Genomic DNA, 16,103 nt, shown 5'->3' with positions numbered 1-16,103 from the left:
AAAGTATAATTTTTTTTAGAATCCTATTTTATATTTTAATTTTCTTTTTCATTGGCATTAAAATGTCAATGAATAACTTAATCCAAGCTAAAATAAGAAATAGACCTCCAATAGGGGTTACAAAGCCAAATATTTTGAAATCTATTGGTGTAATATTGTTCGTTGCCAATAAATAAATGGAGCCCGAAAAGAAAATAGTTCCAATAACGGTCAAATTATAAATGATTTTTTTTGATTTCTGATTGATCAAATGCGTTGTTCCAATAAATAATAAAAACAATGCATGATACATTTGATACCGCACTCCTGTCTCAAAAGTGGAAAGTTGTCCTGAGGAGAGTACATTTTTTAGAGCATGTGCACCAAAAGCTCCAAGAATTATTGCAATCATACCCAATAGGGCCCCAGTTGAAATTATTTTTTTCTCCATTGTGTCTATAGTATCAATTTTAGGCAAAAGTATTTCTTTATTTTTAATCTTAAAGTATTTTAGTAGCTATTCAGTTAGATGCTAAGACTATAAGCGGCTAAGTTGTTGATATTTAAGTAGGCAACTTTGAAAAAGATAAAAATGATTATCTCGAAAATCAAGAATTACTATACTAGCGTTTGCAAAAAGGGAATAAAACTATTTTTTCTTTAAATTAGAATCTTAGTAACTTAGGTTCTAGATTAGAGTGCTGAATGGTTGCGTATTTTATAACATACTGGAGAATCAGAATGTAATTATTAGGGTTAATTTTGCTACATATTAAAATGTATTTTACGATTACCTAATTTATTATCACAAACCGTTTGTTATAAATACAACAATATTGTATGTTTGTGTTATATTTATAAAGTTATGAGAACAATTCTAATTATTGGAGCAGGAAGATCTGCTTCTTCTTTGATACAATATCTTTTGAATAAATCAGTATCAGAAGGTCTACATCTTATTATAGGTGATTTGTCTTTGGCTCTAGCTGAGAAAAAGACCAACAATCATCCTAATGCCACTCCTATTGCTTTAGATATATTTGATGAAAATCAAAGAAAAAATGCAATCGAAAAAGCAGATATTGTTATTTCAATGTTGCCTGCTCATCTTCATATAGAGGTTGCAAGGGATTGTGTTGTTTATAAAAAGCATCTCGTAACGGCATCTTATATAAGTGATGCAATGCAAGAATTGGACGAAGCTTGCAAAGAAAACAATCTTATTTTCATGAATGAAATAGGACTTGATCCTGGAATTGATCACATGAGTGCCATGAAAGTGATCGATGAAATTCGGGAAAAAGGAGGAAAAATGCTTTTGTTTGAATCTTTTTGTGGAGGTCTTGTTGCTCCAGAATCAGACAATAATTTGTGGAATTATAAATTTACTTGGGCACCAAGGAATGTGGTTCTTGCCGGACAAGGTGGTGCTGCGAAGTTCATACAAGAAGGCGCCTATAAATACATTCCATATGTGAACTTGTTTCGTAGAACCGAATTTTTGGAGGTAGAAGATTACGGTAAATTTGAAGCGTATTCTAACAGAGATTCTCTAAAATACAGAAGTGTTTATGGTCTTGACGATGTGCTTACCTTATATAGAGGAACCATTCGAAGAGTGGGTTTCTCAAAAGCATGGAATATGTTTGTGCAATTGGGCATGACGGATGATAGCTATGTCATGGAAAACTCTGAAAATATGAGTTACAGACAATTTGTGAATTCATTCCTGCCGTATCATCCAACCGATTCTGTAGAAATTAAAATGCGTCTGATTCTAAAAATTGACCAAGATGATATCATGTGGGACAAACTTTTGGAATTGGATTTGTTCAATCGTAACAAAAAAGTAGGGTTGAAAGACGCAACTCCGGCACAAATACTAGAAAAAATACTTGGCGAAAGCTGGGCTTTACAGCCTGATGATAAAGATATGATTGTGATGTATCACAAATTTGGATACAAACTCAATAATGAAGAAAGACAAATAGACTCAAAAATGGTATGTATTGGGGATGACCAAACCTATACCGCTATGGCAAAAACTGTGGGATTGCCAGTTGCAATGGCTACTTTACTAATTTTGAATGGTAAAATCACAACTCCTGGAGTACAGCTTCCAATACGCAAAGAAGTGTACCTTCCAATTTTGAAAGAGTTAGAAGAGTATGGAGTTGTTTTTAATGAACAAGCAATGCCTTATATTGGGTATAACCCCGATAAAGTCTTCAGGTAGTATTTTTTTAGTTTTTTTTAGATTTTTTTTTTCGACAGAATCCGCTTCGAAAGAGGCGGATTTGTTGTTTTCGGTACAATTGTATTTATTCCAATTTGTTTTAACGAATCATAGGCGTGAATTTTAATCACAGATGCAAAAGTAGATTTAATTCGTTTTTTAACAGTAAAACGGATAGGTAGCTGCTTTTTTAACAGTTTTTGCGCAATGTCGCTATTTGTATTGTTGCTAATTTACTATATTTATGCAAAATTTATATATATGGAAATTTTAGCCTGTCCCAAGTGCCAAAGCAGTACTATTATTAAGAGTGGTGTGATCAATAATAAGCAAAGGTATTTGTGCAAAAAATGCAACTACTTTTTTACGGTCAATAAAATAGGTAAAAAAATAGATAATTACTACGTTACCAAGGCTTTACAATTGTATCTTGAAGGCTTAAGTTATCGAGAAATTGAACGTATTTTAGGAGTTTCCCATGTAACAGTTAGTAATTGGATAAGGGCTTTTAATGTAAAAAAACCTTCCCAAGCAGATTATCATCCTACATACAAGATTTTTAATCATATAGAATTAGTTGACTATTTGTCAAATAAGGAATTATTGTCTGGTGCAGGAATGATAATAACGGAGCTTGGAGATAAATTTATGCTTATAAAATGGGAGCGTTTCAAAGAATAACTATATTAGTTTACATAAATATATATTAAATTTTTTTTTACTGATAAATAATTTCAATTTGGCGGTCTTGAAACTAACCAACCCGCTAATTAAAATTATGAGAAAAAAATATTTGTTCCTTTTACTGGGAATAATTTCCCTGGAAGGATTTGCGCAAGCGCCAAAACCCGAAACCATTCCCGTTGTTCCTACGCTTCCAGCAAAAGAATGGGATTTTAATTTTTATGGTTTTATCAGAACCGATTATATTTTTGATACCAGAAAATCGGCCCAAGTACGTGAGGATAATTTGAATCTTTATCCATTAGACAAAGTTTTAGATGTAAATGGTGAGGATTTAAACGATGCAGGATCTTCAAATATTCTGTCTGTCGTTTCTAGAGTAGGTGTAAAAGTAAAGGGACCAGACGTTTGGGGAGCAAAAATGACTGGAACTCTTGAAGGGGATTTCTTTGGTAATACAGAAGCTTCAATAGGATTAGTAAGATTGAGACAAGCCCATGTAAATATGGAATGGTCAAAAACGTCCTTGTTAGTGGGGCAAACGTGGTACCCAACGTTTATTCCAGAAATTTTTCCAGCTGTGGCAAATTTCAATACTGGAATTATGTTTAATCCTTTTGGTTGGGCATCACAAATTAAAGTAAAACAAAACTTCACAAAAGAATTGTCGTTTGCGGTAACGATTTACAAAGAACGTGAATTTACAACGGCAACAGCAGTTGGAGGAACACAGAATTCAGCTTCCATTAATTCGCCATTGCCAACTTTTCACGGGCAATTTCAATTCAAAAATACAAATTGGCTCGCAGGTTTAGGAGTAGAGTACAAATCACTTCAGCCTCTTACAGAATATGCTCCAACATCCACCACAAAAGCGAAAACTTCTGAAAAAGTAAACAGCACATCAATTGTTGGATTTTTAAAATATTCAAACGATAAATTCTCGATCAAAGCTTACGGAATTACAGGAGGTAATATGACTAATCTGGTTATGTTAGGTGGTTTTGTAGGATATACAAATCCTTTGCAACCCGAGAAATACGAAGCGACTAAAACGTCCTCTTTTTGGATAGATTTAGCTAGTAACGGTAAAAAAATAGCTCCAGGATTGTTCGTTGGATATACCAATAATGAAGGGAACGGAAGAAATGGCCTGGTAACAGGAGAAACCGTAAAATATTATATGCGAGGAGTTTCTGGCTCTAGAGTTGTAGATAATGTTTGGCGCGCTTCTGGACGGGTAGAGTTTAAACACAATAAATTTAAAGTTACTCCCGAATTAGAATATACTGCAGCTACATGGGGAGATTTGAATGTGAATGCAAGCGGAAAGGCAGGTTTAAATAAAACTGATGTTGCCAATTTAAGGGCGCTATTATCTTGTGCTTACTCTTTTTAATCAATTAATAATAAAAACTTTATGAAATGAGCATGACCGAAAATTGGTCGTAAACACCAATGATGATGTGCGAATTACATATGACCTATAAAAAAAACAAAAAATAAAATACATATGAAAGAAAAATCAACAAAAAGAATTTGGAAAGTTATTTCCGCTTCTTCTATGGGAACTATGATTGAATGGTACGATTTCTATATTTTTGGAAGTTTAGCCGTTGTGATTTCAACAAAATTCTTCCCTGCCGATAATCCTACAGCAGCATTTTTAGCAACATTGGCCACCTTTGCGGTAGGTTTTGTAGTTCGACCGTTTGGAGCCTTATTTTTCGGAAGATTGGGTGATATTATCGGAAGAAAATATACGTTTATGGTTACCCTATTGCTAATGGGGGGAGCTACTTTTTTAATAGGTTGCATACCCAGTTATGAAACCATTGGATTTATGGCCCCGGTATTAGTATTGATATTAAGAATGCTTCAAGGACTTGCTCTTGGTGGCGAATATGGAGGAGCGGCAACCTATGTGGCCGAACACGCTCCTGTAGGAGAGCGAGGTTATTGGACTTCTTGGATTCAAACCACTGCAACAGTTGGACTATTTATTTCATTAATGGTGATTTTGGGAACCAGAAATTTGCTTACGCCTGAAGAATTTGATCTCTGGGGGTGGAGAGTGCCATTTTGGGTCTCTATTATTATGGTTGGTGTTTCGTATATGATTCGTAAAAATATGGATGAATCTCCTGTTTTTGCTAAAGCAAAAGAAGAAGGTAAAACGAGTAAGAATCCTTTGGCAGAAAGTTTCGGGAACAGGTACAATTTGAAATTTGTTTTGTTGGCCTTGTTTGGTGCTACAATGGGGCAAGGTGTTATTTGGTACACCGGACAATTTTATGCAATGAGTTTCATGAAAACGGTTATGTCTATAGAATCCTCTCAGGTAGACACACTATTAGGAATAGCATTGTTACTGGGTACTCCATTCTTTATTGTTTTTGGTTGGTTGAGTGATAAGGTAGGTCGAAAATACATTATGATGGGAGGAATGTTGATAGCAATTTTATCCTATAGACCTATTTATCAAAAGATGTATGATACAACCGACGTAAAAAACAAAATAGAAATTGTTGATAAAACCACAATTGTGGCTGAGCTCAAAGAAAACAAGAAGCTTGCAATGGATTCTATTTATACCACCAATAAAGCATACACAGACGGAACGACTTTTCTTGAAATCAAAACGGTATCTTTAGAAAACGGAAAGGCAATGATTGTGGATGGGAAGCCCAAGGTAGAAACCAAAACAACGGTAAATATTAACGACAGTGATAAATGGTCATTGGTCTTATTAATATTTATTCAAGTGCTATTCGTGACTATGGTGTATGGTCCTATTGCTGCTTTCTTGGTAGAAATGTTTCCTGTAAAAATCAGATACACTTCGATGTCATTGCCGTACCACGTAGGAAATGGAATTTTTGGAGGATTGCTTCCGGCTATTTCTACTTACTTAGTGATAAATGCCAAAGAGGCCGGCGATCTCAATTTTTTCCTCGAAGGACTTTGGTATCCAATCATCATTGCAGGGGCATCTTTTGTAATTGGAATGATGTATATTAAAAATAAAGATAAAAAAAATACTCACGTTTAAACACACAGCTATGAATCAGATAAAAAGAGTTTTCGGATTTGTTTGGATAGCCTTAGCAATTGCTGCCGCCTATTTTTGTATATTTATATTCGGTTTACCAAAATTAGCTTCTGGTAAACAAGAAGATTTAGTTTTTGGGATTATCATTCTTTTTGTGCTTACTCCTTTGATCGTTGCCGGATTGGGTACTTTTGGGTACTATGCCTTAATGGGGGATTATGATGATAAATAGTAATAACCGAAATTGTTATTCCATTTAGAAATATAAAAACAATCCAATTTTATCTCCCTCTCCTTTGGCGAGGGTTGGGGTAAGGACAAACATTAGATTTTTAGTAGACAATCTTTGCATTTATTTGTAAAGATTGTCTATTTTTATATTTATGACATCGCCATGATTACTAAGCCACAATTGAAAATCATCGAACAGAAATAAAATTTTATCCAATCATTTATGTCTACACGATAGGATAGCTATCGGGATTCATTAAAAAAACAATAGTATCTAAAAATGAAAAAAAGACACGAACAAAAATTGGTAATACTTTCAATTCTAATGCTATTTGCATTAAATGTTCCATTTTTGCTGTTTTTTGATAGTTCTAAATCTCTTTTTGGCTTCCCAATACTTTACCTCTATATTTTTTCGGCTTGGTTGTTTTCAATTATTGTAACTTTCATAATCTTAAAAAGGTATTATGAATAGTATTGGACTCTTATTTATTTTGGCGCTTTATGTGTCTATACTTTTTTATGTAGCTTACTGGGCCGAAAAAAAAAGCCATTCTAAATGGACGAATAATGCTTATATTTATTCTTTTTCACTAGCTGTTTATTGTACCGCTTGGACTTATTATGGCAGTATCGGAGTGGCAGCGAATTCAGGTTTGGGGTATATGCCAATTTATTTAGGACCAATGATTATCATTCCTGCTTGGATGATTATTCTAAAGAAAATAATTCGGATTTCTAGAGTGAATAAAATATCAAGCATTGCCGATTTTATATCTTTACGATACGGGAATAGTAGGTTTCTTGGAGCGTTGGTCACTTTAATTTGTGTCGCTGGCGTTTTGCCCTATATTTCGTTACAGTTAAAATCCATTTCAGAAACTTTTCATATTGTTACAAAAACGCATTCTGATTTTAATGTGTTTTTAGACACCACAACTTATGTTTGCATTGCCTTAGCATTATTTGCTTCGTATTACGGCACGCGCTATGTCGATGCCTCCGAAAAAAGAAGAGGGATTGTTACCGCTGTTGCCATAGAATCAATTTTAAAGTTGGTGTTTTTTTTAATCATAGGTGTTTATGTTACCTATTTTGTCTATGATGGCTTTGATGACATTTATACTAAAGCATCGGTACTCGAAGATTTCGACAAGAAGAATACTATCGGAAGTGTCACAGATGGAATTAATTGGTTTTTTCTTTGTGTGCTTTCTATGTTTGCCATTTTTTTATTACCCAGACAATTTCATACTGCCATTGTAGAAAACAATAAAGAGCGCCATATTAAAACAGCGATGTGGTTATTGCCGCTTTATTTACTGCTTTTTAATATTTTTGTTTTTCCCATAGCATGGGGAGGAAATATTCTTTTTGAAGGTAAAGGACTCAATTCCGACACCTATCCCTTATTGATCCCACAATTTTTCAATAATAATGTATTGACTGTTCTGGTTTTTCTTGGCGGATTTTCGGCGGCAATCTCTATGATTATTGTGTCTTCCATTTCGTTGTCTACGATGTTAAGCAATAATCTGTTAATTCCGTATGGTTTTATAGGTTCTTTGCAAAATGTATCCCCAGAGAAAAATAGTAGACGAATTGTAAACAGTCGTAAAATCGGAATTTTTTCGCTCATTATATTGTCCTATGTAATCTATCGAGTCTTTATATTAGATTACTCTTTGGTTTCCATCGGATTGGTTTCTTTTGTTATTATTGCACAGTTGGCACCTTCGTTTTTTGGAGCTTTATTCTGGAGAAGAGGTTCCAAAAATGGAGCTGTAACAGGCATTATACTTGGTTTTCTTATTTGCTTGTACACTTTGTTAGTGCCTTACGCTATTGGCATTTTCAACTCCAGTAGTTCTTTTATTCAGGAAGGACCGTGGGGAATTGCCTTGCTAAAACCATTACAACTTTTCGGATTAGATTATCTAGATCCAATTCCGCACGCAGTGTTTTGGAGTTTATTTGTTAATTTAATCAGTTATTTGTCCATTTCGGTTAGCTTCAAAGGGAACTATCGAGAACGTAATTATGCCGAAATGTTTATCGATATTGATCAGTATGTCAGTAATCACGAGGATGCTTTTATATGGAAAGGAACAGCCTATATTTCGGACATCCAAAAAGTATTGGAACGTTTCCTTGGCGTAGAAAGAACAAAACGAGGGCTGTCTATTTTTAATTTAAAATATAATATTGATAAGAATGTGACTACTGCCGATGCGCGTTTTATAAAATTTGCCGAGAATTTATTGACAGGCCACATTGGTACGGCTTCCGCCAAAATATTAATCTCGAGTGTGATCAAAGAAGATGTAATTACCCTGACCGAAGTATTGAGAATCCTTGAAGAATCTAAAGAAAACATTATCGTTAATAAGAAATTAATCGAAACTTCTAATGAGTTAAAAAAAATATCGTCTCAATTGAAAGCCGCAAACCAAGAATTGGTAAATAAAGACATTCAAAAAGATGAGTTTCTCGATACTGTTACCCATGAATTAAGAACACCAATAACGGCTATTCGAGCGGCAAGCGAAATTCTTTATGAGGACGACGATATTCCAAAAGAGTTACAGAAACAGTTTTTACAGAATATTATTTCCGAATCGGATCGTTTAAATCGGTTGATTGATAAAATATTAGATTTAGAAAAATTTGAAACAGGTAAACAGAAAATTTATCTTTCGAAAAATAATATTGTAAAAACTATAGAGAAATCATTAGATTCGCTTAAACAATTAATTGAAAATAAGAACAGTACCGTAAGATTTGATATAAATTCCAATGAAATAAAAGTGTTCTATGACGAAGAGCGAATTGTTCAAGTAGTTCATAATTTATTGTCGAATGCAATAAAATTTTGTTCAGCAACTAATGGAGAAATCGAAATTGCAATACTAGAAAAAAAAGAGGCAATTGAGGTGCAAATACACAACAATGGCAATCTAATAAAAGAGGAAGATTTTGAAGCCATTTTTGATAAATTTTACCAATCTAGAAATCAAAACGTAAAAAAACCAATAGGGAGCGGTTTGGGATTAGCGATTTGTAAACAGATTATAGAACATCATAAAGGGGAGATTTGGGTAGAAAACAAAAGTGAGAATGGGGTTGTCTTTATTTTTACGCTTCCCAATTATAACACCATAGAAAATAATTGATTAGATGAAAAAAATTTTAATTGTAGATGATGAGCCCAATATTGTAATGGCACTAGAATACACTTTTAAAAAAAACAATTTTGAAGTTTTCATAGCTCGTGACGGTCAAGAGGCATTCGTTATTTTAAAAAACCAGCTTCCGGATTTAATTATTTTAGATGTTATGATGCCATTGGTTGATGGGTATGCAACTTTAACACAAATAAAGAATGACGAACGATTAAGGGATTGTAAAGTGATTTTTTTAACAGCCAAAAACAAAGAAAAAGACATCGAGAAAGGTCTTGCTTTAGGGGCAGACCTGTATGTCTTAAAGCCATTTTCGGTTAAGAAACTAGTAGAGCAGGTGCATCAATTGCTATAGAGAAAAAGAAATAGTTGTTTTAGTTTTAGTTAGAATGACATCGTTAATGAACATCGTTTTATCTTTTTGTTGTCAATCGTTGGTTTAAGAGATTAGAATACGTTTCTGTTTAAACAACAAATCCGCTTCGAAAGAGGCGGATTTGTTTTTTATTTCTCCTGTTGTATCGTAATTGGTAAACTATACAATACCCTCACCGGTTTGCCGTCGATTTTCCCAGGAATCCATTTCGGGCATAATTTCATAACCCGTATGGCTTCGTCTCCAGTTCCGTATCCAACGTCTCTTAGAATCTTGAATTCAGAAAGGCTACCGTCTTTTTCCACTACAAAGGTGATGTATACTTTCCCGTTTATATTGGGTTCTGTTGTTTTTTGTCATAAACAGGATTTGTGGTTTTGACTTTATGTATTGTTTTTTTTGTGTTTTTATTTGGTATTCCGTTTGTAGTAATTCTAATTGTTTTCCCCGAGAATTTTAGGTGGGAATTCTTTAAATTTTTGTCAAAGTAATTATGAGTGTATAAACTGAACTGATATAGTTGAGGGTGTTTTTTTGTTTGCGCATTTTTATGAACAAAACTTCCCGAAAAGTAAGCGATGTCTTTTGTAGTATATCAGTTTAATTCTAAGTTTGGAATATTTTTTCCGTCAAGCCAGATTGCAAAATCCTTCTCGTTTTTCCAACTTTTGAATTCTTTTTCCGTGGGTTTTTTTTTAAGATGTGGAGAAGGGACATAGTATAAGTACCTCGTTTTTTCGGCTAATGTTAATTCTTCATAGATTTTGTCAACTTTAATATTTTTTTTATTGTCTTTAACAATCACTCGAACCCCAGCATAATACGAATCCCTTCTTTTGTCTTTGGAGACACCAAGTTGAACAGTGCTTTTAGGTGTTGAAATTATACCAAACGCATGTATGATATAGTCCAAATCTTATCTAAAAGCACATAGCTATATCCACAGATACTCATTACCTCTTTTTTGCCTGTAGCTTTTACGACATTAGTAATGAAATCTTCTACATCTTCCAATGAATTATAAAATTTATTAGAAAACTCTCGTTTGTATTTTGCCCACATTTTTTCTGCGGGATTAAGTTCTGGGCTATATGGTGGTAGAAAAACCAAAACAATATTTTCAGGAATGATTAATTTTTTAGCCTTATGAAACCTTCCATTATCCAGCACCATTATTTTGAGTTCTTTCGAATTTTCTTTTGAGAAATTGTTAAAAAAAACTTGAAAATTATCAGCGTTGTAATGCGGGAGTATTAATTGAAAATGATCTCCAATTATGGGCGAAAATGCTCTAGAAAGCCAAGTTGATTTAAAAACTTGTTGAAAAGTACAAATCGGTTTAACACTAATAGCAGTAACTGATTTTCCATTTCGAGTGAACAAACCAAAACGCGATTCATCTTGAAAATATAAGTTTACAGAGTTAAAATCACCCACCGTATTTAGTGCTATTTCTTGACAGATTCGTCCGAAGTCTTTTTAAAAGAGATTCCCTGATCTTCGTCTTTTTTGACATGACTTTTGCGGGCTACTTTTACACTTGATTTAAAATTTCTGATGCAGTAATAAAGCAACGTGTTGTAATTGAAAGTCTTTCCTGATTCTTTTTCAATCCAATCTTTAAGCTCAACATAACCTTGAAGTCCATTTTGAGGGTCGTTGAGTTTTGTTTCCAACATATTGTGTTCAATAGCATTAAAAGCCGACGGCTTAAAACCTGTTTTTTGATGTTTCATCAAACCCTCAATTCCAGCATTAAGATATAATGTTCTCCAACTCTGAACGCTATTAGGGTCAACCCCCGCTAATTTAGCAACCTCACGTTTAGAAATCCCTACTTTTTCGTTTTGCTTTAAAATCAGCAGAACTCTCAAGCGTTGACCAATAAACGGAATAGATTGTTTGAGCAGATTTTTTATTTCTTTTTCGGTTTCCTTAATTACCAAAATTTTTGCATGTGCCATAATTACCATTATAATATGGTCCAAATATAACATAAAAAAACCAATTATCAAAATTGGTCTATATTATATTTTCGTTTGGTATTAGTTTGTCTTGCGCTACGCTTTCAATGCATAAAAAGAAAACAAGTCCCAAAAATAAAGGGAGTAGGGTCATTTTTTTCAATGTTGCAATTGATCGTGATGTGGTTTTTGTCATCATAAAGAGTCGTTTTTTGGTTAGAGAATAGTTTAGATTGCTGGCTAGGTGATAGGTTAGGTCCTCGTTTGCCTTCGATAATAATAAATTTTGGTAAAACGAAACATTGTTGTAAGAAGTCACGACCTTCTCATCTGCAAGAAATTCGTGATTGAGTTGTATGGCTTTTTTGTAAAAAATAAATATCGGGTTAAACCAAAAAATGGTTTTTATAATTTCTATAAATAGAATGTCTATTGTGTGTTTTTGGGAAGCATGTGTGAGTTCGTGCGAAAACAACTCTTCTTCAATTTTTCGATTGTGATAATCGGTTTCGTTGATGAAAATGGTGTTCCAGAAAGTATGCGGTAACGTTTTTTCTTTCAATAAAACCAACTTTGCCTTTTTATAATCGACAACGGTATTCGATTTTATTCTCGAACTTATTTTCAGAATGTTTCTCGCAAAGCGAAATAGCAATAGCGCCGCGATCAAGCCATATGCACCCCAAAGGATTATCGGGGTGTAGTCGATGGTTTCCTCTACAATTGCCATGGTAGCGTTACCGGCTATAACTGTATTTGTTTGCATTAAAGCGTTTGCAGATTCGTCAACAACTTCAATGGTTATGAATGGAATGGCAAAAGAAAACACAAGGCTAAACAACAAGTAGAACCTGTTGAACTGGTGCATTTTTTCTTTTTCCAATGACAAATGATAAACGGCCAGCAGTACGAATAAAGGGAGTGTCGATTTGATTAGAAAGTCGGTCATTTTTTCTTTTTTTGAAGTTCACCATCTATTATTTTTTTGAGTTCTTCCAATTCCGAAGCCGAGAGGTTGGTTTCGGTGGTAAAGAAAGAAGCAAATTGCGAAGCCGAATTGTTAAAGAAATTGCTAATCAATCCGTTTACGTGTTTCGAGAAATATTCTGTTTTTTTGACTAAGGGGTAATATTCCCGTGAGTTTCCAAATTCGGTATAAGCAACGAATTTCTTGTCAATCATCCTTTTTAACAAAGTGGCAATCGTTGTAGTGGCTGGTTTTGGTTTTGGATAGGCATCAAGTAAGTCTTTCATAAAGGCTTTCTCGAGTTGCCAAAGATGTTCCATTAATTGTTCTTCGGAGTTGGATAGTTGCATTTCGTTATGTTTTTTGATTCGTTATTCTGATTGTTTTGAATAGTTTTATTATTTCAGTTTTACTTCGGAAATCAGTTTCCCATCGTCGTATTTTTTAATTTGAATTGGTTTTCCTTCTTCGTCAAAGAATTTCCAATCTCCAGTATAGAACCAATGCGGATGTTTTTCATTGTTGTCTAATCTTGTTTTTCCTTTAGATTCGACTTTGCCATTTTGATGGTACTTGGTTCTGATGCAATAATCATCTTTGTACTTTTCTCTCATGATGATTTTTCCATTTAGGTAATATCTCCACTTTTTTACGGGATCTCCATTTTTATACTTTCCTATTGATTTGTATTTGGAGCTGTCAATTTCATATTGCTCTACCCAAAGTCCTTCTCTTTTCTTGTTTATCTTTTGATTGATGGGTGTTGATTTGCATCCAATAAGGACTAACATAAATAATTATAGAAATAAGAAGGTGTTTCATACGGAGATAATATTGTTTTTGTTGGAATATGGTATCGCCAGATCTTCATTGGTATTTACTACAAAAGCGGTCATGGTGATTTCATAAAATGGCTTTACTCTACAAGAATAGAAGTTATTCTACAAATGTAGAATAAAAATTAATACAGCCAAATTTTCGATTGTTTTTTTATCCTAACAGGTCTTCAAGACTTGTTAGGTATTTATGTGTTTTTTTTTGCAAATCTTTATTCTATTCAAAGTATTGGTTTTTAGAATGAATTGTTTCATAATCTATAAAAAAGTTGCAATTCAATAGTTGCATTTTGAAATCTGCGTAAAAAAATGACACGCAGATTTTGCGGATTTACGCAGATTTAAAATAGTTATAAAATTCAATATCTTATGAAAACCAAATGCCCTAGCCCTGATAGTAGTGGAAATCCTTATGAGCCGGTGTTCGGCACATAAGATTGTAACGGATAGCAGGAAATAGCTCCTAATTAAAAAGAAAGTTGTTTTAGAAATAGGCATAAAAAAATCCGCTCACATGGAACGGATTCAGTTGTTTTTTGAAGGAATCTTATTTACTCAATTCCACAAAATATTTATAAAATAACGGGATAGTTTCAATTCCTTTTAGGTAATTAAAAATACCGAAATGTTCGTTTGGCGAGTGGATAGCATCACTGTCAAGACCGAAGCCCATTAAGATTGTTTTGCTTTTTAGTTCTTTTTCGAACAAAGCAACAATAGGAATGCTTCCTCCGGAACGCACAGGAATTGCAGGAACGCCAAAGGTTTCGGTGTACGCCATATTGGCCGCTTTGTAACCAATGCTGTCTATTGGAGTCACATAACCTTGACCGCCGTGATGAGGGGTTACTTTTACGGTAACTCCAGCCGGAGCGATGCTGGTGAAATGTTTGGTGAACAACTCGGTGATGACTTCCCAATCTTGGTTCGGAACTAAACGCATTGAGATTTTAGCGAAAGCCTTGCTTGCAATAACTGTTTTCGCGCCTTCTCCTGTATAGCCTCCCCAAATTCCATTGACGTCAAGCGTAGGACGAATCGAGTTTCGTTCATTAGTCACATATCCTTTTTCGCCATAAATGTCATTTAGGTCTAAGGCTTTCTTGTAATTATCAAGATTAAAAGGAGCTTTGGCCATTTCGGCTCTTTCCTCTAGAGACAATTCTTCGACATTGTCATAAAAACCAGGAATGGTGATATGATTGTTCTCGTCGTGCAATGAGGCAATCATTTTGGATAAAACATTAATAGGATTGGCAACTGCTCCACCATATAGTCCTGAATGCAAATCACGATTAGGTCCTGTAACTTCAACTTCTACATAACTTAGTCCGCGAAGTCCGGTAGTGATAGAGGGTTGTTGATTGGAGATCATTCCTGTATCCGAAATCAAAATCACATCGTTTTTTAGTTTCTCGGTATTGTTCTCCACAAAGGTTTTAAGGTTGACGCTGCCAACTTCTTCCTCTCCTTCAATCATGAACTTGACGTTGCAAGGCAAAGTGTTGCTTTGTATCATATACTCGAAAGCTTTTACATGCATGTACATTTGGCCTTTGTCATCACAAGATCCACGTGCAAAAATGGCACCTTCGGGATGAATTTCGGTTTTCTTAATAACAGGTTCAAAAGGGGGAGAAGTCCATAATTCTAATGGATCTGCTGGTTGTACATCATAATGTCCATAAACCAGAATAGTAGGTAATTTTGGGTCGATTGTTTTCTCTCCATATACAATTGGGTAGCCTGCAGTTTCACAAATTTCGACAAAATCGCATCCTGCTTTCGCTAAACTTGTCTTAACGGCCTCGGCTGTGTCAAGAACATCTTGAGAATAGGCAGTGTCTGCACTTACAGATGGAATTTTTAAAATGTCAATTAACTCGTTGATAAAGCGGTCTTTGTGTTCTGAAACGTATAACTTTATATCTTCCATGGAATCAAATTTTTTTTTAAGAATCAAAAATACAAAAAATAGTATGAATATTTTTTAAAAAAATGTTTTGAAAATTGGAAGTTATGATTATCTTTGCACCCACAATTACGCGGATATGGTGAAATTGGTAGACATGCCAGACTTAGGATCTGGTGCCGCAAGGCGTGTAGGTTCGAGTCCTATTATCCGCACAATCACTAAGGCTTAACGCATTGAAATTCAATGTTTTAAGCCTTATTTTTTTACTTCATTCCCCTAATGTTTCCCTAAAATTTCAAAAAACCGTTTTTTAGGTACTTTTTTGTCCTTTGCCTAACTTTGGGAATAAGGCATAAAAAAACCCCAACTTTAATGTTGAGGTTTCGGCTTTGTGCTTATTTAAAATAACGTGAGAAGTTTTATAAGGCAAAGATACATTTTAATAATATCGATTGGTTAATTTGTCTAAAAATTCCATTTCGGAAATGGGTAGAAGTTTTGCTGTTAGGTCTAAAACATTCTTAACCTCTATGCAAACATCTACTATGTTTTTTTCGTTATGCTCGACGGCACTCATTAAAGCGTTTTTACTAGTTTTGATTAAAGTGGAAAAACCGGTCAAATTGACCACCCCATTCCAGTGTAAATTGACCACCAGTTTCGGAGTAAATTGACCACCAC

The 16,103-nt window shown here is 34.3% G+C and carries 17 protein-coding genes and 1 tRNA gene; 8 read left to right on the top strand and 10 right to left on the bottom strand.

The window, feature by feature from the left end:
• Positions 1-28 precede the first annotated feature (28 nt).
• A complete protein-coding gene (locus tag DB891_RS00095; protein WP_116759371.1) occupies positions 29-430 on the bottom strand; it encodes a DUF423 domain-containing protein in 402 nt (133 codons plus the stop codon).
• A 414-nt stretch (positions 431-844) separates the two neighbouring features.
• Here DB891_RS00095 and DB891_RS00090 point away from each other — a divergent pair, with 414 nt between their 5' ends.
• From DB891_RS00090 to DB891_RS00070, 5 genes are all read left to right on the top strand, one after another.
• Positions 845-2,215 carry a saccharopine dehydrogenase family protein gene (locus tag DB891_RS00090; RefSeq protein WP_116759369.1) on the top strand — a complete coding sequence of 457 codons (1,371 nt, stop codon included), beginning with the start codon at positions 845-847 and terminating at the stop codon, positions 2,213-2,215.
• A 261-nt stretch (positions 2,216-2,476) separates the two neighbouring features.
• Complete coding sequence (locus DB891_RS00085; RefSeq protein ID WP_189337069.1) at positions 2,477-2,896, top strand: IS1/IS1595 family N-terminal zinc-binding domain-containing protein; 420 nt, start codon at positions 2,477-2,479, stop codon at positions 2,894-2,896.
• A gap of 97 nt (positions 2,897-2,993) precedes the next feature.
• The gene (locus DB891_RS00080) at positions 2,994-4,298 is read left to right on the top strand and encodes a hypothetical protein (RefSeq protein WP_116759365.1); all 1,305 of its coding nucleotides are present in this window, start codon (positions 2,994-2,996) and stop codon (positions 4,296-4,298) included.
• Positions 4,299-4,412: 114 nt separating this feature from the next.
• Entirely contained in the window at positions 4,413-5,951 is a 1,539-nt protein-coding gene (locus DB891_RS00075) for an MFS transporter (protein WP_116759363.1), read from the top strand.
• A 10-nt stretch (positions 5,952-5,961) separates the two neighbouring features.
• Positions 5,962-6,183 (top strand): DUF6814 family protein, encoded by a 222-nt coding sequence (locus DB891_RS00070; RefSeq protein ID WP_116759361.1) that lies wholly within the window; start codon positions 5,962-5,964, stop codon positions 6,181-6,183.
• A gap of 226 nt (positions 6,184-6,409) precedes the next feature.
• On the opposite strand, the gene DB891_RS17845 is transcribed toward DB891_RS00070, so the two are convergent.
• On the bottom strand, positions 6,410-6,532 hold the full coding sequence (locus DB891_RS17845) for a hypothetical protein (protein ID WP_262497821.1): 123 nt from the start codon (positions 6,530-6,532) through the stop codon (positions 6,410-6,412).
• A gap of 117 nt (positions 6,533-6,649) precedes the next feature.
• On the opposite strand from DB891_RS17845, the gene DB891_RS00060 reads away from it, so the two are divergent.
• Together DB891_RS00060 and DB891_RS00055 are read left to right on the top strand one after the other, a co-directional pair.
• Positions 6,650-9,355 carry a sensor histidine kinase gene (locus DB891_RS00060; protein WP_116759357.1) on the top strand — a complete coding sequence of 902 codons (2,706 nt, stop codon included), beginning with the start codon at positions 6,650-6,652 and terminating at the stop codon, positions 9,353-9,355.
• 4 nt (positions 9,356-9,359) lie between these two features.
• Positions 9,360-9,719, top strand: a complete 360-nt coding sequence (locus DB891_RS00055; protein WP_116759356.1) for a response regulator transcription factor — start codon at positions 9,360-9,362, stop codon at positions 9,717-9,719.
• Between the two features lie 149 nt (positions 9,720-9,868).
• Here the strand turns inward: DB891_RS00055 and DB891_RS00050 are convergent, their stop codons facing one another.
• From DB891_RS00050 to DB891_RS00015, 7 genes are all read right to left on the bottom strand, one after another.
• Entirely contained in the window at positions 9,869-10,075 is a 207-nt protein-coding gene (locus DB891_RS00050; RefSeq protein WP_116759354.1) for an energy transducer TonB, read from the bottom strand.
• A 547-nt stretch (positions 10,076-10,622) separates the two neighbouring features.
• Positions 10,623-11,177, bottom strand: coding sequence for a transposase (locus tag DB891_RS00040; RefSeq protein WP_189337068.1), 555 nt, complete (start codon positions 11,175-11,177; stop codon positions 10,623-10,625).
• A gap of 11 nt (positions 11,178-11,188) precedes the next feature.
• Complete coding sequence (locus tag DB891_RS00035) at positions 11,189-11,704, bottom strand: helix-turn-helix domain-containing protein (RefSeq protein WP_189337067.1); 516 nt, start codon at positions 11,702-11,704, stop codon at positions 11,189-11,191.
• Between the two features lie 58 nt (positions 11,705-11,762).
• Positions 11,763-12,653, bottom strand: coding sequence for a M56 family metallopeptidase (locus DB891_RS00030; RefSeq protein WP_116759346.1), 891 nt, complete (start codon positions 12,651-12,653; stop codon positions 11,763-11,765).
• Positions 12,650-13,021 (bottom strand): BlaI/MecI/CopY family transcriptional regulator, encoded by a 372-nt coding sequence (locus tag DB891_RS00025; RefSeq protein WP_116759344.1) that lies wholly within the window; start codon positions 13,019-13,021, stop codon positions 12,650-12,652. Before DB891_RS00025 ends, DB891_RS00030 begins: the two co-directional genes overlap by 4 nt.
• 48 nt (positions 13,022-13,069) lie before the next feature.
• A complete protein-coding gene (locus tag DB891_RS00020; RefSeq protein WP_116759342.1) occupies positions 13,070-13,462 on the bottom strand; it encodes a toxin-antitoxin system YwqK family antitoxin in 393 nt (130 codons plus the stop codon).
• A 592-nt stretch (positions 13,463-14,054) separates the two neighbouring features.
• A complete protein-coding gene (locus DB891_RS00015; protein WP_116759340.1) occupies positions 14,055-15,443 on the bottom strand; it encodes a dipeptidase in 1,389 nt (462 codons plus the stop codon).
• A gap of 109 nt (positions 15,444-15,552) precedes the next feature.
• Between DB891_RS00015 and DB891_RS00010 the strand changes: the two genes are divergently transcribed.
• Positions 15,553-15,634, top strand: a tRNA-Leu gene (locus DB891_RS00010).
• A 227-nt stretch (positions 15,635-15,861) separates the two neighbouring features.
• Here DB891_RS00010 and DB891_RS17505 read toward each other — a convergent pair.
• A partial coding sequence (locus DB891_RS17505; RefSeq protein ID WP_189337066.1) for a hypothetical protein occupies positions 15,862-16,103 on the bottom strand: 242 nt, incomplete at its 5' end.

Origin of the sequence: Flavobacterium laiguense (assembly GCF_003097655.1) — a bacterium.
GTDB lineage: Bacteria > Bacteroidota > Bacteroidia > Flavobacteriales > Flavobacteriaceae > Flavobacterium > Flavobacterium laiguense.
This window is presented reverse-complemented; position numbering and strand designations above follow the sequence as displayed.